At 63.9% G+C, this 19,254-nt stretch carries 15 protein-coding genes; 7 read left to right on the forward strand and 8 right to left on the reverse strand.

All coding sequences use genetic code 11. The features are described from left to right. The first annotated feature begins 4 nt into the window (after positions 1-4). The 3 genes from ftsZ (at position 5) to bamD (ending at position 4,041) form a co-directional block, all read left to right on the forward strand. Complete coding sequence (ftsZ, locus tag G442_RS21560) at positions 5-1,528, forward strand: cell division protein FtsZ (protein WP_035376400.1); 1,524 nt, start codon at positions 5-7, stop codon at positions 1,526-1,528. A gap of 270 nt (positions 1,529-1,798) precedes the next feature. Next, a complete protein-coding gene (lpxC, locus tag G442_RS21565; protein ID WP_084440466.1) occupies positions 1,799-2,836 on the forward strand; it encodes a UDP-3-O-acyl-N-acetylglucosamine deacetylase in 1,038 nt (345 codons plus the stop codon). Between the two features lie 179 nt (positions 2,837-3,015). Next, positions 3,016-4,041, forward strand: a complete 1,026-nt coding sequence (gene bamD, locus G442_RS21570; protein WP_084440467.1) for an outer membrane protein assembly factor BamD — start codon at positions 3,016-3,018, stop codon at positions 4,039-4,041. 179 nt (positions 4,042-4,220) lie between these two features. Here the strand turns inward: bamD and G442_RS0109095 are convergent, their stop codons facing one another. Continuing rightward, positions 4,221-4,412: a hypothetical protein gene (locus G442_RS0109095; RefSeq protein WP_026397750.1), complete on the reverse strand. Its 192-nt coding sequence runs from the start codon at positions 4,410-4,412 to the stop codon at positions 4,221-4,223. Here G442_RS0109095 and recN point away from each other — a divergent pair. From recN to G442_RS0109115, 4 genes are all read left to right on the forward strand, one after another. Next, positions 4,411-6,141 (forward strand): DNA repair protein RecN, encoded by a 1,731-nt coding sequence (gene recN / locus G442_RS0109100; protein ID WP_026397751.1) that lies wholly within the window; start codon positions 4,411-4,413, stop codon positions 6,139-6,141. The genes G442_RS0109095 and recN overlap by 2 nt on opposite strands. Positions 6,142-6,178: 37 nt before the next feature. After that, on the forward strand, positions 6,179-8,269 hold the full coding sequence (gene ligA, locus G442_RS0109105) for an NAD-dependent DNA ligase LigA (RefSeq protein ID WP_035376401.1): 2,091 nt from the start codon (positions 6,179-6,181) through the stop codon (positions 8,267-8,269). A gap of 231 nt (positions 8,270-8,500) precedes the next feature. Then, complete coding sequence (gene ppdK, locus G442_RS0109110; protein ID WP_026397753.1) at positions 8,501-11,176, forward strand: pyruvate, phosphate dikinase; 2,676 nt, start codon at positions 8,501-8,503, stop codon at positions 11,174-11,176. A gap of 185 nt (positions 11,177-11,361) precedes the next feature. Further along, positions 11,362-12,213: a pyruvate, water dikinase regulatory protein gene (locus G442_RS0109115; protein WP_026397754.1), complete on the forward strand. Its 852-nt coding sequence runs from the start codon at positions 11,362-11,364 to the stop codon at positions 12,211-12,213. Positions 12,214-12,614: 401 nt separating this feature from the next. Here G442_RS0109115 and G442_RS23930 read toward each other — a convergent pair whose 3' ends face one another. The 7 genes from G442_RS23930 to mbfA form a co-directional block, all read right to left on the reverse strand. Next, positions 12,615-13,076 (reverse strand): hypothetical protein, encoded by a 462-nt coding sequence (locus G442_RS23930; RefSeq protein ID WP_051292135.1) that lies wholly within the window; start codon positions 13,074-13,076, stop codon positions 12,615-12,617. A 147-nt stretch (positions 13,077-13,223) separates the two neighbouring features. After that, positions 13,224-13,664: a hypothetical protein gene (locus G442_RS0109125; RefSeq protein ID WP_026397755.1), complete on the reverse strand. Its 441-nt coding sequence runs from the start codon at positions 13,662-13,664 to the stop codon at positions 13,224-13,226. Positions 13,665-14,058: 394 nt separating this feature from the next. Continuing rightward, positions 14,059-15,387: a glutamate--tRNA ligase gene (gltX, locus tag G442_RS0109130; RefSeq protein WP_026397756.1), complete on the reverse strand. Its 1,329-nt coding sequence runs from the start codon at positions 15,385-15,387 to the stop codon at positions 14,059-14,061. A 352-nt stretch (positions 15,388-15,739) separates the two neighbouring features. Then, entirely contained in the window at positions 15,740-15,988 is a 249-nt protein-coding gene (locus G442_RS25745) for a hypothetical protein (protein ID WP_035376402.1), read from the reverse strand. A gap of 126 nt (positions 15,989-16,114) precedes the next feature. Continuing rightward, on the reverse strand, positions 16,115-16,741 hold the full coding sequence (locus G442_RS0109145; protein ID WP_026397758.1) for a LolA family protein: 627 nt from the start codon (positions 16,739-16,741) through the stop codon (positions 16,115-16,117). Between the two features lie 4 nt (positions 16,742-16,745). Then, the gene (locus G442_RS0109150; RefSeq protein WP_161628346.1) at positions 16,746-17,924 is read right to left on the reverse strand and encodes a pyridoxal phosphate-dependent aminotransferase; all 1,179 of its coding nucleotides are present in this window, start codon (positions 17,922-17,924) and stop codon (positions 16,746-16,748) included. Positions 17,925-18,074: 150 nt separating this feature from the next. After that, entirely contained in the window at positions 18,075-19,034 is a 960-nt protein-coding gene (gene mbfA, locus G442_RS0109155; protein WP_026397760.1) for an iron exporter MbfA, read from the reverse strand. Positions 19,035-19,254: the final 220 nt, after the last annotated feature.

Here is a 19,254-nt window from a genome sequence, read left to right on the forward strand (position 1 = left end):
GTAAATGACCCTGAACCTGACCGTGCCGCCCCAGTCTCACTCCGACTTTACGCCGAAGATTACGGTCATCGGCGTGGGCGGCGGCGGAACGAACGCCGTGGACAACATGATCCTCGCCGATCTCAAGGGCGTGGAGTTTGTCGTCGCCAACACCGACGCGCAGCAGCTGATGCATTCGCGTGCGGATCGTCGCATTCAGCTTGGCCCGCATCTGACGCAGGGACTCGGCGCTGGCGCGAAGCCGGAAATCGGCCGCGCCGCGGCGGAGGAAGCCGGCGATGAACTCGCCCGCCACCTCGACGGCTCGCACATGGTGTTCGTGACGGCAGGCATGGGCGGCGGCACAGGCACAGGCGCCGCGCCGATCGTGGCGCGCATGGCGCGCGAACGCGGCATCCTGACGGTGGGCGTGGTGACGAAGCCGTTCAGCTTTGAGGGGCCGCGCCGCGCCAAGGCGGCGGACGAAGGAATCGCCGAGCTTCAGCAGTATGTCGATACGCTGATCGTCATCCCCAACCAGAACCTTTTCCGTCTGGCCAATGAACGCACGACCTACAAGGACGCGTTCAAGATGGCCGACAACGTCCTTTACATGGGCGTGCGCGGCGTCACGGACCTGATGATGGCCCCCGGCCTCGTCAACCTCGATTTCGCCGACATCCGTACCGTCATGGCCGAGATGGGCAAGGCGATGATGGGCACGGGCGAGGCCGAGGGCGACGACCGCGCGCGTCTCGCAGCCGAAGCCGCGATCTCCAACCCTCTTCTCGAAGACACGTCGATGGGCGGCGCGCGCGGCCTGCTGATCAACATCACGGGCGGCGAAGACATGACGCTGTTCGAAGTCGATCAGGCCGCCAACCGCATCCGTGAAGAAGTCGCGGAGGACGCGAACATCATCTTCGGTTCCGCTGTCGATGAGTCGCTGAACGGCAAGATCCGCGTTTCGGTCGTCGCTACTGGCATCGACATCCCGACGCAGCGTCCACGTCTGGCGGTTGATAACGTCGCCGCCGAGCAGCCTCCCGTCGCCGCGACCGGCACGGACGGCGCCTACGTTACACAGGCAGCCCCTACGGCTCCGGGTTTCGCGCATGGCGTGAACACGGCGCAGCAGCCTGTCGGTCGCGCGGCGACGCCGGCTTCCGGCGCTCACGCTTCGCCCATGACCGGCGAGGCCGCTCCGTTCGTTGCGCCGACCTACCCGTCAGCGCCGCGCCCGACGCCGAACTTCAATATGGAAGCCCCGGCCCGGCCGGCGTCGCCGCGCGCAGGCCTGTTCACCGACGCGACGCGCGGCCCGGCGCCGCAGGCGCGTGCGCCCGAGCCTCAGCAGGGCCGCAGCCTGTTCGGCATGGTCACCGGCGCTCTCCGCCGTCAGGCTGAACCCCGCGCCGACGCCGCGCCCGAAAGCGCAGCGCCGCAGATCAACCCGGTGCCGCACGCTCAGGCCGCTCCGACCGTGCGTCCTGCCCAGCCCGACGATACGGGACTGGATATCCCGGCCTTCATGCGCCGTCCTTCCTAAAAGCAGGCGAACATCGCCCATGCGCAATGGCGTTCGGGGCGCGCTTCACCGCGCACCCCTGACGGGGCCGTCGATATGTCGTCGGCCCCGTTTTGTTTCGCCTCTTGTGACTCCCTCTTCACGCGCGAAGAATTATCCACGCAAAATCAGAAACTTAGATCGTAATATGCCGCAATAATCCTTGAATGGAACCAACGCAGGCAAAACTCTATTTTTGTTTCAAACACTGCCCGAACACTTGGATAAATCCGGACGCGCCAGAGAGAAAAAATGGACAGCTTCAATCTAGAAGCCGATCTCGTGCCCGGGATCGCAGACGATGACAGATCGTTGCACAATACTGACAAGACAATAGTTGGCCTGTTGCCCGCATCATTCACACGCGGCGGCGCTGAGCGCGCGTCTGTGCAGCAGACCTTGCAAAAGAGCATTTCCTGCACCGGCGTCGGTCTTCACACCGGCCGCAAGATCACCCTGCGGCTGGAACCCGCCGAGGCCGGGTTCGGCATTGTCTTTCATCGCAGCGACCTCGACGCGTCTCCTGTTCCCGCGAGCTACGACGCAGTGATCGACACGCGACTCAGCACCGTCATCGGCGCGGCCGAGCAACCGGGCAACCGTATCGCCACGGTCGAGCATCTGATGGCGGCATTGCATGGATGCGGCATCGACAACGCATCCATATTCGTCGACGGACCGGAAATCCCGGTGCTCGACGGCTCGTCCGCCGACTTCGTGTTTCTGATCGATTGCGCTGGCGTCCGCGCTCAGGAGGCTCCCCGACGCGAGATCGAAATCTTGAAGACGGTGCGCGTCGACGAGGGCGACGCCTTCGCCCAGCTCTCGCCGGATGCGCCACAGCGCCTCTCGCTGGCGATGAGCATAGACTTCCCTGCCCGCGCGATCGGACGACAGGCATTGTCCCTGACCCTTGATCAATCCGGCTTTCGGCGTGAACTCGCCTTCTCGCGAACATTCACCAACCGTCAGGAAATAGAAGCGCTCCACGCGGTTGGCCTTGCTCGCGGCGGCTCCCTGAGCAACGCGATTGTCGTCGAAAACGAAGCGATTCTGAATCCGACAGGTCTCCGCGCGCCTGACGAATTCGTTCGTCACAAGATGCTGGACGCCGTCGGCGATCTCTACCTCGCCGGAGCGCGGCTGCACGGACGGTTCACTGGACACAAATCCGGGCACGGCCTCAACAACCGCCTGCTGCGCGCGCTCTTCGCCGATCCACGGGCCTGGCGCTGGGCGGGTTCCGGCCTGACCTATCGCCAGCCAGCGCCGCGTCGCGCCGCAGCCTGAAGGCCGGTAGCGGAAAATTCCTCAACTTCGGAAAGCGTCGCCTTCAGGCGCTCTCTCCGCCTTCGCGGAGCCCCGACGCCTATGCGCGTCGACAATCCGTGTTATAAGCGCAGCCGCAAATTGAGTTTTCCTGAGTGAGCAGATACGTGGCAAAACCGTCCTCGCGCATACCCAACAGAATGTCGACGAGGCTGGCCGGAGTTACCGCCTATGGCGGTTTGTCGTTACTCCTAGCAGGCTGCTCGCTGTTCAAGAACGAGCAGCAGAAGCCGCCGGAACTTGCGGCGCCCGACACCATGTATAACAACGGCGTCGACGCCCTCCGCACGCATCGTTACGGCCTCGCCGCCGCTGAATTCGAGGCGTTGCAGCAGAACTACCCCTACTCCGGCTACACGGCGAACTCCCAGTTGATGGAGGGTTACGCCTACTACCTGCAGGACAAATATCCCGAAGCCGCGCAGCAGCTCGACCGCTTCATCGAATTGCACCCGACATCGGCCGATTCCGCCTATGCGTTCTACCTGCTCGCCCTGTGTTATTATGAGCAGATCGCCGACGTGAAGCGCGATCAGCAACTGACGCTGGAAGCCATGGGTCGCCTCGAAGATGTCATCGCCCGCTTCCCGCAGTCAAAATACGCACGCGACGCACAGCTGAAAATCGATCTTTGCCGCGATCATCTCGCGGGTAAGGAAATGCTCGTCGGGCGGTATTATCAGCAGCAGCACAACTACGAAGGCGCTGTGAATCGCTACCAGCACGTCGTGCAGGATTACCAGACCACGAATCACGTGGCTGAAGCTCTCGAACGGCTTGTCGAGGTCTATCTCCGGCTTGGCCTGACCGATCAGGCGCGCCAGACAGGAGCCGTGCTCGCCTACAACTACCCGGGCAGCAAGTGGTATCGATACGCCTACAGCAACCTGAAGAGATATCGCCTGCTTGGCCCAAATATCCCGACACCCGGGACGACGGTCGGCGCGCAACCAAACACGAAAGCTGGCTCCACGGAGACCCCCGCCCAGTCGGCAGCGCGAGGCGTTGGCCGTGCGGAAGCGCCGCCGTCCCTGTCCACCGCGCCTGTCGGCGGCGTCTCCGCCCAGACGCTTCCCTCCGCCGACGGTATGACGCCCACCGGCACCGTGACGCCGCGCCGCCCGACCATCACGCGCGCGACGGTGCCGGGGACGTCCGCCCAATAACAGCGGCGGCGGTTTTTCCGGGTATGACCAGCCACAGGACATCTCGGTTACGTCTGTTCGCGGCTTGTCCGGCCCGCCGTCGCCGCTTTGACCGGAGGCGCTGTTCCAGATGCCGCGACCTCGGAACGCTCCATTTTGGCGCAGACGTCCCGACTCTCTGTTTGCAGCACGTTTTTATCTCATCTGACCGGCTGACCGGCGTACAGCTTACGCCTCGGCGCCGAGCAGCGGTCCTGAAACGTTTCAATATGATCGAACGGCCCCGCCCGGTCACAGCCCGTTTCGGCCCGATACCCCGTCGTCAGCTTCGATCCGGCGGGCAGACTTGAAAAAAGCGCCGCCGCCGTGGGAGGGAAACCAGCTTCCGCCATGTTGAGCTTTCTCTCCATTCGTGACGTCGTGTTGATCGAGGCTCTCGATCTTCCATTTCATCCCGGCCTGACCGCGCTCACGGGCGAAACAGGCGCAGGCAAATCGATCTTGCTGGACAGCCTCGGGCTTGCCCTGGGCGAGCGCGCCAACGCCGGACTTATTCGCGCAGGCGCTTCAGAAGCTCGGGTGACGGCCAGTTTTGAAGTCGCCATGGACCACAAGGTCTACACGCTCCTGACGGAACAGGGGCTGACCGCGGAACCCGGAGAGCCGATCGTGCTGCGCCGCACGGTCGCTGCGGATGGCCGCTCTCGCGCATGGGTCTGCGACCAGCCCATCGGCGTGGGGCTTCTCCGGACGATCGCCGGATCGCTGGCGGAAGTGCAGGGTCAGCACGAACAGATGGGCCTCGCCGATTCCGCTACCCATCGCGATCTCCTGGACGCCTTCGGCGTTCCGCCACGCCTGCGCGACGACGTGGCTCGCAAGTTCGCCGAATGGCGTAAGGCCCGGCAAGCGCTGGAGAGCGCGCAACGAGACATCGCGGAAGCAGCGCGGGAGGAGGAGTGGCTCCGCCATGCGGTCGATGAACTCGGAGCACTCGCTCCCCAGCCCGACGAGGAAGTGCAACTCGCCGCCCAGCGCCTCGCACTGCAACGTGGAGAACGACGGGCGGAAGCCGTGGCCGCCGCCCTCGCCGAACTGACGCCCCGGGATCGCCGCAACGCAGGGCCGGGGGCCGCTTTGCGCGCCGCCAGTCGCGCGTTGCAGAAGCTGCTCCCGCCCCCCGCCGCCGCAAGCGAAGCCGACAGCGCGGCGGAGGCTGAACCGCATCAGGCGCTGGCTCAGGAAGCCCTCGACGCGCTTGATGCCGCAGGGGCCGCGCTATCCGACGCGGAAGGGCTGTTAACGCGCCTCGTCGCGGACCAGGACGTACAACCCCGTCTGCTTGAAGAAACCGAGGAACGGCTGTTCGCCCTGCGCGCGGCCGCACGCAAGCACGAAACGACGGTGGCGGACCTGCCTGCGTACCTCGACAACCTGCGCGCCCGACTTCTTGCGCTGGAAACAGGCACGGCGCGGATCGAGGCGCTGGAAGCAGCTTTAACGGAGACCCGTCTGGCCTTCTCGACAGCAGGCGCGGCGTTGACCGAGGCTCGCACCCGCGCAGCCCGTAAACTCGAGACGGCTGTCGTTACAGAATTGAAGCCCCTGCGGCTGGAGCGGGCGCGTTTCGTCGTCGAATTGCAGCCGATGCCTCCCGAACAATGGAGCGCCGCAGGGCTGGAACAAGTCGTGTTCCTGCTCGCCGCGAACCCCGGTCAGCCGCCGGGACCGCTGGGAAAGGTGGCCTCGGGCGGCGAATTGTCGCGCCTGATGCTGGCGTTGCGCCTGGCGCTGGCTGGGCGTTCCTCTATCGGTGCGCTCGTGTTCGACGAGATCGATTCCGGCGTCGGCGGCGCGACCGCCGCTGCGATCGGCGAGCGGTTGCGCCGTCTGGCGCGGTCAATGCAGGTATTGGCGGTCACGCATTCGCCGCAGGTGGCGGCCAGCGCCGACCATCACATGAGAATAGGCAAAACAGTGAGCGCAGGTCGCACGCAGACCAGCGCCGCCCCCCTTCCGGAAGATGCGCGACAGGAAGAGATTGCGCGGATGCTGGCTGGCGACGTCGTCACGGACGCCGCGCGGGCCGCCGCCGCGAGCCTTCTGGACGCGAGAAACTGAGCGTGTGGGGCCAGAGAGTTATGAGGACCTGAAAGTTATGGCGGGATATGACGACACGCCGGTCGAAATTTTGGACGAAGCAGCCGCCGCAGAAGAACTGACGCGGCTTGCCGCGCTGATCACGCGCCTCAATCAGGCCTATCATGCCGACGACGCGCCGGAAGTCCCGGACGCCGAATTCGACGCGCTGCGCCGCCGCAACGAGGCGATCGAGACGCGCTTCCCGCATCTGATGCGCGTCGACAGCCCCACCCTTCGCGTCGGCGCGGCGCCGGACGGCGCATTCGGCAAACACCGGCACCTCGTCCCCATGCTGTCCCTGGACAACGTGTTCGACGAAGCGGAATTCGAAGCGTTCGTAACGAAGGCGGCCCGCTTCCTCGGGCTCGACGAAGCACGCACTGCGGCGCTCGCCTTCGTCGGGGAACCCAAGATCGACGGGCTCTCGATCAGCCTCACCTACGAAAAGGGACGCTTCGTGCGCGGCACGACGCGTGGCGACGGGACGGAGGGCGAAGACGTCACGGCGAATCTGAAAACGCTGCGCGACCTGCCGCTGCGTCTACGCGGGGCCGCGCCGGACCTGATCGAGATTCGCGGTGAGGTGTTCCTCGCCAAATCCGACTTCCTCGCCATCAACGCGGCGCAGGCGGAGGCCGGACAGAAAGAATTCGCCAACCCGCGCAATGCGGCGGCGGGCTCCCTGCGCCAGCTTGACCCGAAGATCACGGCGAAACGTCCATTGTCCCTGTTCGCCTACGCGGCGGGTTTTGCGTCAGCCCCGGTCGCGGCGTCGCACTGGGCGTATCTCGAACAGCTCAAGGAATGGGGCTTCACCGTCAATCCGCTGTCGGCGCGGCTGGCAGGCAAGGAAGAGGCTGAGCCGTTTTTCGAACGTACGGCGCGGGAGCGCGCCACGCTCGCTTACGACATCGACGGCGTGGTGTATAAGATCGACGATCTCTCATTGCAGGAGCGTCTGGGCTTCGCCGGGCGTGCGCCCCGCTGGGCCGTGGCGTGGAAATTTCCGGCCGAGCAGGCTGTGACGCGGTTGCTCGACATCGAAATTCAGGTCGGTCGCACCGGCGCCCTGACGCCGGTCGCGCGGCTGGAGGCCGTGAATGTCGGCGGCGTGCTGGTGACGAATGCGACGCTACATAACGCGGACGAAATCGCGCGCAAGGACGTGCGCATCGGCGATCTGGTGCAGCTTCAGCGCGCGGGCGACGTGATCCCGCAGATTCTTGGCGTCGTGCCGGAACCTGACCGCGCGCGTGGCGAGCCCTTCGTCATGCCCGACCATTGCCCGGTATGCGGCGCAACGGCGGAACGACCGCCAGGCGAAGTCGTACTTCGTTGCACGGGCGGCCTCACCTGTCCGGCGCAGGTCGTGGAACGACTGATTCATTTCGTTTCGCGTGGAGCGTTCGACATTGACGGTCTGGGCGACCGCAGCGTTCGAGAATTTCATGACGCAGGGCTGATCGCTGCCCCCGGCGATATCTTCCGCCTGCCCGCGCATGAGGCCGAAATCGCGAAGCGGGAAGGCTGGGGCGCGACCTCTGCGCGCAATCTGGTGAAAGCGATCGAAGCGCGACGAACGATCCCTCTCCCCCGCTTCATCTACGCCCTCGGCATCCGGCGTATCGGCGAAAGCAACGCCAAGCTGCTGGCGCGGCATTACGGCTCCTTCACGCGCTGGCGTGAGCAGATGCTCGCGGCGGCCGTCATCGGGTCGGAGGCGCGGCAGGAACTGGGAGAAATCACCGGCGTTGGCGCGACGATCGCCGAGGAGATCGTCGCGTTTTTCGCCGAACCCCATAACCGCGCGACCCTTGACGATCTGGCCATACAGTTGACGATCGAGGACGAGGTTCAGGAGACCGGCGGCCTTCTGGCTGGCAAGACAATCGTGTTTACGGGCTCTCTCCTCACCATGACCCGGCCGGAAGCCCGCGCGACGGCCGAGCGTCTGGGCGCCAAGGTGACCGACAGCGTGTCCAAAAGGACCGGCCTGGTCGTGCTCGGCGCCGACGCCGGGTCAAAGGCGAAAAAAGCCGCGGAACTGGGCGTCGAAACAGTCGATGAAGCAGGGTGGCGGACGCTTGCGGGCCTTCCTCCAGCCTGAGGAAACGCTCACGGCGAAAATGTGACGCCAATAAGGCGACTTACAACGAAATATATCCGTCCAAAAACGTGAGTTGCCGCAACGTCGCTTTCCCGGCATCATGCTTCACCGGGACCGAAACACGTTAGTCGACATAATATTAAATCCCAGCGACGCGTGTCTTCCTTTCAGTCCCTCCCCGGTCCGAGGGCTGTCGGGAGGCGCACGTCGCGTTCGGAGAGAGCGCTCGTCATGACGAAATGGGTATACAGCTTCGGCGGAGGCCTTAACGAGGGCGGCGCCGGGATGCGCAATCTGCTGGGTGGCAAAGGCGCCAACCTTGCAGAAATGGCGTCCATCGGGCTGCCCGTACCGCCGGGCTTCACGATTACCACTGAAGTCTGCTCAGCCTTTTACGAGAACGGCAACGCCTATCCGGACGATCTCGCCGGACAGGTCGCGACGGCGCTCCACCGCATCGAAACGGCGATGGGCCTGACCTTCGGCGACGCCAACGCGCCTCTGCTGGTTTCCGTGCGCTCCGGCGCCCGCGTTTCCATGCCTGGCATGATGGACACCGTCCTTAACCTCGGCCTGAATGACGAAACCGTCGAAGGTCTGGCGCGCTCCTCCGGCGACGCCCGTTTCGCGTGGGACAGCTACCGCCGCTTCATCCAGATGTATGGCTCGGTCGTGATGGGCGTCCCCCATCACCGCTTCGAAGATCTCCTGGAGCAGAGCAAGCGCACGCTCAACGTGGCCGACGACACCGCGATTTCCGCCGAAAGCTGGCGCGACGTGGTCGAGGGCTACAAGGAGATCGTGCTCCGCGAGACCGGCAAGCACTTCCCCACCGATCCGCAGGCCCAATTGTGGGGCGCCGTCAGCGCCGTCTTCGGGTCGTGGATGAATCCCCGTGCGCATACGTATCGCCGCCTTCATGACATTCCGGCCAACTGGGGCACGGCGGTCAACGTGCAGGCGATGGTCTTCGGCAACATGGGAGAAGACTGCGCAACCGGCGTCTGCTTCACGCGCGATCCCTCGACCGGCGAGAACATCTTCTACGGCGAATACCTTGTGAACGCGCAGGGCGAGGACGTCGTGGCCGGCATCCGCACCCCGCAGCCGATGTCAGCGCTCCGCGCCGCCGCCGAACAGCGGCCGATGGAAACCGTCCTGCCGGAAGCCTACGCCGAGCTTCTGCGCGTCCGCGATCTGCTGGAAAAGCACTATCGCGACATGCAGGACATCGAGTTCACCGTGCAGAGCAACACGCTCTACATGCTGCAGACCCGCACGGGCAAGCGCACAGCGGCGGCGGCTCTGAAGATCGCCATCGACATGGCGCGCGAAGGGCTGATCACGCAGGAAGAGGCGATCCAGCGCGTTCCGCCCGCGTCGCTCGACCAGCTTCTGCACCCGACGCTCGACCCGAACGCCGAACGCACGCAGCTCGCCCGTGGCCTGCCCGCCTCCCCCGGCGCGGCGGCTGGCGCCATCGTGTTCACGGCTGAGGAAGTCGAGGAACGCGCGGCGCAGGGTCAGGACGTCATTCTCGTCCGTATCGAAACCTCCCCCGAAGACGTGCACGGCATGCACGCGGCGCGCGGCGTTCTGACGACGCGTGGCGGCATGACCTCCCACGCCGCCGTCGTCGCTCGCGGCATGGGACGCGTCTGCGTCGCTGGCGCGGGCAGCATCCATGTCGACTACAAGGCCCAGACGCTGACCGCCGGCAGCCACGTGCTGAAGGCTGGCGACTGGATCACTCTCGATGGCGGCACGGGCGCCGTCTATGTCGGCAAGGTCGCGACGATTCCGCCGACCCTGTCTGGCGATTTCAGCACGCTGATGGGCTGGGCCGACGACGTTCGCCGCCTGCGCGTTCGCGCCAACGCCGAGACCCCGGACGATGCGGAGACCGCCCGCAAGTTCGGCGCCGAAGGCATTGGCCTGTGCCGCACGGAGCACATGTTCTTCGGTCCCGACCGCATCGGCCATGTCCGTCAGATGATCATGGCCGACGAACCGGAAGCCCGCGCCCGCGCCATTGACGCGCTGCTGCCGTTCCAGCGTGACGATTTCGCATCGCTCTTCCGCATCATGTCCGGCCTGCCGGTCACGATCCGTCTGCTCGATCCGCCGCTGCACGAGTTCCTGCCGCATGGCGAGACCGAACTGGTCGACATCGCCAGGGCGCTGGGCCAGAGCGTCGAAGCCCTGCGCGCCCGTCGCGCCGCGCTTTCGGAAGCCAACCCGATGCTCGGTCATCGCGGGTGCCGCCTCGGCATCTCCTACCCGGAGATCTACGCGATGCAGGTCCGCGCGATTATGGAGGCGGCGATCCTCGTCTCTCGTGAGACCGGAGAAGCCATCGTCCCTGAGATCATGATTCCGCTTGTCGGCATGAAGACCGAACTCGACCGCACCCGCAAGGCGGCGGAAGAGGTCGTCGCGGCCGTGTTCGCCGAACAGGGAACGACGCTGGAATATCTGATCGGCACCATGATCGAGCTGCCCCGGGCCGCCATCACCGCCGCCCAGATCGCCGAAGTCGCGGACTTCTTCTCGTTCGGCACCAACGATCTGACGCAGACCACCCTTGGCCTGTCTCGCGACGATGCTGGCTCGTTCCTGCCTTACTACGTCGATCATGGTCTCCTGCCGAAGGACCCGTTTGTGTCGATCGACCGCGAAGGCGTGGGCGGGCTGGTTCGTCTCGGCGCCGAGAGCGGCCGCTCCACCAAGCCGTCCCTCAAGCTTGGCGTCTGTGGCGAGCACGGCGGCGACCCTGACTCGATCGCGTTCTTTGAACAGGTCGGCCTGGACTACGTGTCGTGCTCCCCGTTCCGCGTGCCGGTCGCACGCCTTGCCGCCGCGCAGGCGGCGCTGCTGCGTCGCAAATCGGCGGAAGTGCCCGCCTGATCGGCGGAAGCAGACGCTTTTCGGAGAGGGCGGCGCGCAAGCGCCGCCCTTCTTCGTCAGGGGTTCGTGTTTTCGCTGATTGTTTTCGTCCAGTTCACAACAGGACGTTTCAGCCGATTTTTCCTGCCCGGCGCAAACCTCCGGGCATGACGGGCGTTCGTCCAGTCAACATTACTGATAGTCCCATGCCCCATAGACGCATCCTCCTCCACCTTGTCTCCGGCGCCACTGGTCAGACCCTCGATTCCATGCTTCGCGCCTGCGTAGCCCAGTTTCCTGAGCACGAGTTCGAGTTTCAGCACTGGAACCTGATTCGCACCCGCAACCAGTTGCGACGGGCTCTGACAGGCATCGCCAGCGCTCCCGGACCTGTGTTGTCCTCCCTGACCGAACCGGACCTGCAGCAGCACCTTGAAGAAGGTTGCGCGCGGCTGGGCGTGCGGTTGCTCGACGTGATGACGCAGGCGCTCACGTTGCTTCAGGACGTCACAGGCTCTCACGCCTCCGGACGTCCCGGCGGACAGTACGTGATGGACGACAATTACTATCGCCGGATCGACGCCATGCATTTCGTCGTCGAGCATGACGACGGGCAGCAGGCCCGCGAGTTGAAGGAAGCCGACGTCGTTCTGGTCGGCGTTTCGCGGTCTTCGAAGACCCCGACCTGCTTCTATCTGGCGAATCGCGGGATCAAGGCTGCGAATGTTCCTCTGGTCATGGAGCGCCCTCTGCCGGACGAATTGTTCTCTCTCGATATTCCTGTGATCGGCCTTACGATCGATCCGGATTCTCTGGTCGAGATCAGGCGCACCCGCGTGTCTTCAATGGTGCCGACCAAGTCGCGCATGGACATGGCGTTGAACGAATCGCGCTACGTCGATCCTGAAGAAGTGCGCGCCGAGCTTCTCTGGGCGCGGCGTCTCTGCGCCCGGCATGGATGGCCCGTGGTCGACGTCACGCGTCGGTCGGTCGAAGAAACCAGCGCCGCCATTCTGGACATTCTCGAGCATCCTGCGCCAGCCGGACTACCAGGCTGAAACCTCTCGAGGACGGCGCTTTTCTCAGAAACGCCGTCCTTTCCGGCGCCGACAAGAACCTGCGCGCCTTGAGGACGTCCGCCTGAATGGGGCCTCCCATCCGAGACCTTCCGATCAGGCAAAAGCGGCTGATCGGATAAAGATACCCGTCAAAACAACAGCCTGAGGCCTCATCCATGAACAGACGTGAGCTTACAATGTTCTAAACAGGACGGGACCAATCGCATCGACGCGAGATCACGCGTAATGGTGCGGCTGTCGGTCGTTTTCTTAGCAGAAACAGTAGCGCCCCGAGCGAGCCGCATGGATGCCCGCCATCCCGCCTACGAGCGTTTTGGAGACGTCGTCCCACGCCCCGCGACACAAACGCTGAGACGAAATAACGTGTGAGACCGCAGAGATTATTGAACGGCTATCCGGTAGGTACGCGAGAAGCTGCGACCTTCAGGCCCAGTCGTCGAGAGCGTCGTCAGGTCGGTTCCGTGATATCCAGGATTCGGTCGGTAGACCGCCGCGACGCCTGCATGTTTGCTCATGTTGCAGGCATAGCGTTGTCTGTCGGATGCGGGATAGGCGGAGTAGTAAGACCCCGGACGGATATCCACCGTCCCGTTGCCCGGACGACTATCCACGGTGATGACCGACGCCCCGGCGGACGAACAATCAGGCTGCAGAACCACCATCGTCTGCAGCGGCACTTCGCGCCCATCGACTGATGTGACGTCGATGATCCTGCCGGTTGACGCCACATACTGGTTGCTTGCCACAACCTGGAACGGTCCCGTGACGCCGCATCCGGCGGTCAGAAGACACGCAATCAGGACGCTCTTCGACGAAACTCGGAACGACGGTCTACGCTTCATGGATCGATCCTGACTGGTCACGCGGGAGACAGGATACTCCTTCGACCACGCACCTGAAAAGACGGCAAAGCAGGCGGCTCGCCGCCGATCACGCGGACGCCGGGCGAGCACAATCAACGTGCCGGGCGCGGGCCCACTTTTCGCCAGTTATACGGCGCTTCGCAACAGCCGCCAGACGGGTGTGTGAGACAGCACGATGATCGCCAGCCCCAGCCCTATCGCCGCTCGCCCGGCGACAAAGGTAATCGCCTCCCGCAGTTCCTGCCGCGCGGCCATCTCCACAAAGGGATCGGGCGGCAACTGTTCGATCGATGTCTTCCGCCCGCTCCGCCGGCGCTCGGCCTCTGACAAGGAGAATCCCGCCCGCTCAAACAGACCGGCACGGTAATGATCCAGCGCATCGACACGAAATCGGCCAGGCGAAAACATCTCAGGCCCACAACGCATTGTCGTCAGGAGCTTCATGCACAAGGGCGTAACGCCGAGATATCGCGCCGCTTCACGACGCGACAGCACCTGTCTGTTCGGGAACGCAAAGACTGTCGTTCCCGTCGGCTGCGCGTCCCCTGTCGACGTCGGCTCGATCATACGCGTAGCAGACTGTAGAAAGTCGCCCGGAGTCAATTTTCATGAGCGCTCACCTGCGTCACGCGTCCGTGCGTCGTGACGCAGATTGATAAAGAACCCGTTCCGGGCGGACGCAACAGAACGCAGTTTCGAGCATCATGACTGGAGGGCTGTAACGACTGGCGGCAGCAGCCGCCGCATCTCGCTCAAACCAACCCAGCCGCTTAAACAAATTTTTGAAAATACTTTGTATTTCAGGCCGGACAGTCAGGCCCGACCGCCGCCTCGGCAAAAGACGACGGACCACGCCCGGGCGCGACACATACTTGCGTCGACCAAACTGCGTCCGCCCATCCTCATGAGCGACGCAGCCCCGGCGCCAACCCGAACAGAAGAAAAGCGCCGCCTGCCCGCCTCAGCCCCCGACGGTCAGACGCGTGCGAACGCGATCGGCGCCGATCAGCGGCAACAGATCCCGCAATTCCGGACCGTGTTCCTCACCCGTCAAAGCCAGCCGCAAGGGACGGAACAGCGCCTTGCCCGAACGGCCTGTCGCCGCCTTGATTTCCGCGGTCCACGTCGCCCAGGTCTGAATGTCCCACGGCTCAGGCGGCAAAAGGTCAACAGTCTGAGCCAGGTAGGCCCGATCCTCGTCCTGCACCGGAGGCGTGATGTCCCCGTGAGTGACGTCCCACCAGTGACGCGCTTCCGAAAACAGTTCGATATTGCCGCGGATGGCGATCCAGAACGCCTCGGTAGCGCCTTCGGGCAGCCTGTTGCGCACTGCATCGAAGCCCGTCTGCGCCAGAACACGGCGGTTCAGCGCAAGCAACTGGCGCATGTCGAAGCGCGCCGCCGATTTCGAGATACGCGACAGGTCATAGGACGCAGCCAGCGCATCGAAATCCAGCGGCTCCGGATCGTCCGAACTGCCAAGACGCGCGAGGTAAGAGACCAGCGCAGAGGCCTCCACGCCATCCTGCCGCAACGTTTTCAGCGAAAGCGAGTCGAACCGCTTGGAGAGCTTGCCGCCGCCTTCGTCCAGCAGCAGCGGAAGATGCGCGAACCGGAAACGGTCAGCGCGCGCGCCCAACGCCTCGGCAATATCGATCTGCACGCCGGTATTGGTGATGTGGTCTTCACCGCGAATGATATGCGTGACCCCGGTTTCAAGATCGTCGACGACCGACGCCAGAGTGTAGAGGACAGTCCCGTCCGCACGCACCAGCACCGGATCGGAGATCGCGGTCAGCTTCACCGAACAAGACCCCATGACCATATCGGCCCAGGCGCGGATCTCGTCGGAAAGGCGAAAGCGCCAGTAAGGAACCTTGCCGTTCGCTTCGGCCTGCGCCCGCTGTTCGTGCGTCATCTTCAGCATGGCGCGGTCATAGATGGGCGGCTTGCGCTGGCGGATGCGCATCTCGCGCTTCGCGGCCAGCTCCTGTTCAGTCTCAAAGCAAGGATACAGGCGCCCCGAACGCTTCAACGTCGCGATCGCGGCCGCGTAACGGTCCAACCGCTCGGTTTGAGAGAAGGTTTCGCTCCACGCGATCCCCAGCCACGACAGGTCAGTGCGGATGGCCTCGGCATAGGTCTCTTTCGACCGCGCCGTGTCCGTGTCGTCGATGCGCAATTGAAACGCCGCCTTGTGACGGCGAGCGAACAGGGCGTTGGCGATTGCCTGACGGGCGTTGCCGACATGGAGCATGCCAGTGGGGCTGGGCGCGAAGCGTAATTTCATGGGTGGTTATATGCCGCCGACCGCGCCGAAACGCCAGAGCCGAGCGCGACCGTTCGACGAGGCGCGCCGATCGCGGCGGACTTCGCCTGTCGGCGTACGAGCGAGGGGCGCTTCGCAGAAAGCCTGCCCGGCGTGAACTGCCGACACTGGGGTGAATAAATCGCGGAGAACCGGGCCTTCCGCATGTGGCGGTCTCTGCGCGGCGTCTCGAAGCCGCATGTCAAGATTCGCCTGGGGGAAGCTTCCTCAGGCTTGCCCCTCATTCAGCCGCCATCCGCACGAAATACTGGATGAGCGCGACGGGGCCATGATCATGCGACAATACGCGACCGCCGTAACGCCCGAACCAGCCTCAGCGCCAGCGACCGCCCCCACGCCAACGCGGATCGCGCCAGCCTCGTCCACGCTCGTCATGCCAACCGCCGCGGTCGTGCCAACCGCGCCACGCGCCGCCGTTGTCATACCAGCCGCGATGGCCGCCATACGTCCCGTAATACCAGCCCTGATTCCAGCCCGTGGGGCGGTATCCGTAATCCCCGTAATAGCACCCGCCGAGCGCCAGCAGCGCAGCGACGGCAATGGCGTTTCCAAGACGTCGCATGAAGCCTCCTTGATTCATCGAATGTAACGCTGCGCGTTCGACAAGAGTTCGTTGCAGACCACCCTTGGCTGGAACGAAACAACGACCAGCCTCCCGGTGGGCTGAGATGAAGCCGCCGCCCCGCCCTTACTCCGCGTGGGGCAGTGCAAAAAGGGCATCGGGCGTCGCCACGCCGGGGACGATCTGAGACAACGACACTTGTGTCTGTCGCCCCTGCGCGTCCACGACGATCCAGGACCGCAAGGCGAGCGGCTTTTCGTCGAAGAACATGATCAGGGTCCCCTCCCCCGGCGTCGCCGTCCTGACGACCGACAGGCGCAGCAGGCCATTTTCGTGTGAGAACCCGGTCACGGTGACGTCTCCCGAGAGCACGATGTGCGCGCCCAGCAGAAGTCCGAGCGGCGTACGGTCTATCGGGATTTCAGTCGTCTGATCCAGTTGCTCGTCGCGAAAGACCACCTTTCCGTCATTCGCCACCAACAGCAGAGGGCTTGGCTTGTCGTAGGCGAACCTCATCCGCCCGGGCCGTGACAGCCATACAACGCCCGTCGTCCGTTGCCCGTCTGGCGCGATCTGTTCGAACCGCGCGCGCAACGTGGTGATCTGGTTCAGTGTTTCCTGAATACGGCCGATCCAGCCCCTGTCGGCGGGCGTCAGAGTCGCCTCGGCGCGCGCGGGAGCCAGGGCGGCGGACGACATCGCCAGCCCGGCCAGCAGAAGTAACGAACGGCGAGTAAAAATCCGGCGGCGCATAGGATTATCCCTGTCGTGAGAGGTAAGCGCCGATACGGTCGCACGCTTCGGAAAGAACGTTGGCTTCCGCCGCAAAACAAAGACGCAGGCACCCCTCGCCACGCGGCCCGAAAGCAACGCCCGGCGCAAGTCCGACACGCTCCTTGCGCAGCAGATCCAACGCGAGTGCAAAACTGTCGTCACAGCCTTCGACACGGAAAAATGCGTACATGGCGCCTTCTGGCCGGGGAACCTGCAACCTCGGAATGGCGCGAAGGCGCTCAACCACCAGATCCCGGTTGGCGCGATACCGTGCGCGCATCTCAGCCAGAAACGCCTCGCCATCACGAAGCGCCACCACGCCCGCGTGCTGGATGAAGGGGGCGACGCAGGAGATGCTGTACTCGCCAAGCATCGCGAGTGTCGGCAGCAACGTCGGCGGCGCCACGATCCAGCCCAGCCTCCAGCCGGTCATCGCCCAGTTCTTGGAAAAGGAATTGATCGAGACGACCCGATCCTCCGGCGTCGCGATATCCAGAAACGACGGTGCGCAGTCGCCAGAGAAAACGACACGCTCATAGACGTCGTCAGCAAGAATCCAGACGCCGAGACGACGGCAATGCGCCAGGATCGTCTCTTGCTCCGCACGGGTCAGCATCCAGCCGCTGGGATTTCCCGGCGCGTTCAACATGACCATCCGCGTCTCAGGCGTGATGGCGTCCAGCAACACGTCCATGTCGAGCCGCCAGACGTCCCCGTCGAGCGTCAGGTCCGGCGATACGACTTCCGCGCCGCGAACGGCTGGAATGCCGCTTAAGTTGGGCCAGTAAGGACCGGGCAGAACAACCCGATCGCCCGGAGAAAGGAGCGCGTCGCAGGCAAGCTGAATCGCATTGACGCCCGATGACGCGACAAATATCCGCTCCACCTCGATATCGCGGCCAAGACGCGCGTTGTAATCTGACAGCGCCTGTCGCAACGGCGGCACGCCAAAATTCGAAACATAGAATGTATGCCCGTCATCGAGCGCGGCAGTCGCCGCGTCGCGGATGAATTTCGGCGTGACCCTGTCCGGCTCCCCGAACCAGAGTTTGATGACGCCTTCAAGATCCGCGCCCTGTTCAGCGACTTTCTGAATCAGCGAGGGTCTTACGGCGCTCAGGCCAGGTCTGGGCGCAGCCAGATCCGCGAATTCAACAGACACCAGGCATCTACTCCCGTCGATCTCCGGAACGCCGTTCCGCGTCAGGCCGCCCCGACGCCCCCCGTTTCAGGCGAGATCAGGCCCGCCCGTCAAGGCTGTCGCCCCGAAAGAACCCGGAAATCGTGGCGGAACAATGAACGCGCCGGAGCCTCAGCCTGCGCTGCCGATCAGAACGCCGGTGATGAACACCAGCAGACCACCGAAAATGATTTGCACGATGGCCGAGCCAAACGGCGTTTCCTGATATTTCCAGCGTATCCACGCTATCGCAATCAACTCCACCACCACGACGCCCATGGCCACCGCCATGGCTGTCGCGAAACTATCGATCAGGAACGGCAGGGTGTGCCCTACGCCGCCAAGCGTCGTCATCGCGCCGCACACCAGCCCGCGTAACAGCGGCGCACCTCGCCCGGAGAGTTTTCCGTCGTCGGACAGCGCCTCCGCGAACCCCATGGATATGCCTGCGCCCAGAGACGCCGCCAGACCGACCAGAAAGGCGTTCCAGGGGGCGTGCGTCGCGAGGGCCGCCGCGAACACTGGCGCAAGCGTCGAGACAGAACCATCCATAAGCCCCACGAGACCGGGCTGAACGATCTGTAAAACGAAGCGCCGCCGGGCCTGCTGATCCTCGGCGTCGCGCTTCTCGAGGGGAAGACGCTGTTCCTCCATCTCCCGAGCCACGCCGACATGCGTATCCTCGGCCCGCGCCAGATCGCCCAGAAGACGGCGTGTCGCGGCGTCCGTCGTCCTCTGCGCGGCCTCACGATAAAATCTGGCCGCGTCGGCTTCGATCTCGCTCACGTAACCGCGAATCGTCTCTATGCCTCTGGTGCGAAGCTCCCACGCGGCCTTGCGGGGGATGTAGCCACGAATGTCCTGACGACGGATCAGCGGAATATGGGAGCCGAAACGTGCAGTGTACGCGTCGATCAGATCCCGCCGATGCTCGTCTTCTTCCGCCGACATCCCGCTAAAAACGCTGGCGCTGTCAGGGTAGTTCTCTGCAAGCGCATGGGCGAAGTCTGCATAGATGCGACTGTCCTCTTCCTCGTTCGAAATTGCGAGGGCAAGAATTTCCTGATCGGAGAGGTCTGAGAATTTGCGCATGCCACCCCTTTACTAAACAAGCGCACAGTTCGCAAAATTTATTACAATAACAAGAATGAAAAGCTTTCTTATTCTCATGCTCAATTTAGAGAATTTGCGCACGCCTTGTGGCGCCATGCCGCAACTCGACCATAACTCCGAGCATAATCAGGCCATCTTCTTCCGCGTCGATGCATGAATATGGCTCCGGCACGTGGGTTTGCGCGCATCTTCAATCCGG

This window comes from Acetobacter nitrogenifigens DSM 23921 = NBRC 105050, from assembly GCF_000429165.1.
Taxonomy (GTDB): Bacteria; Pseudomonadota; Alphaproteobacteria; order Acetobacterales; family Acetobacteraceae; genus Acetobacter; species Acetobacter nitrogenifigens.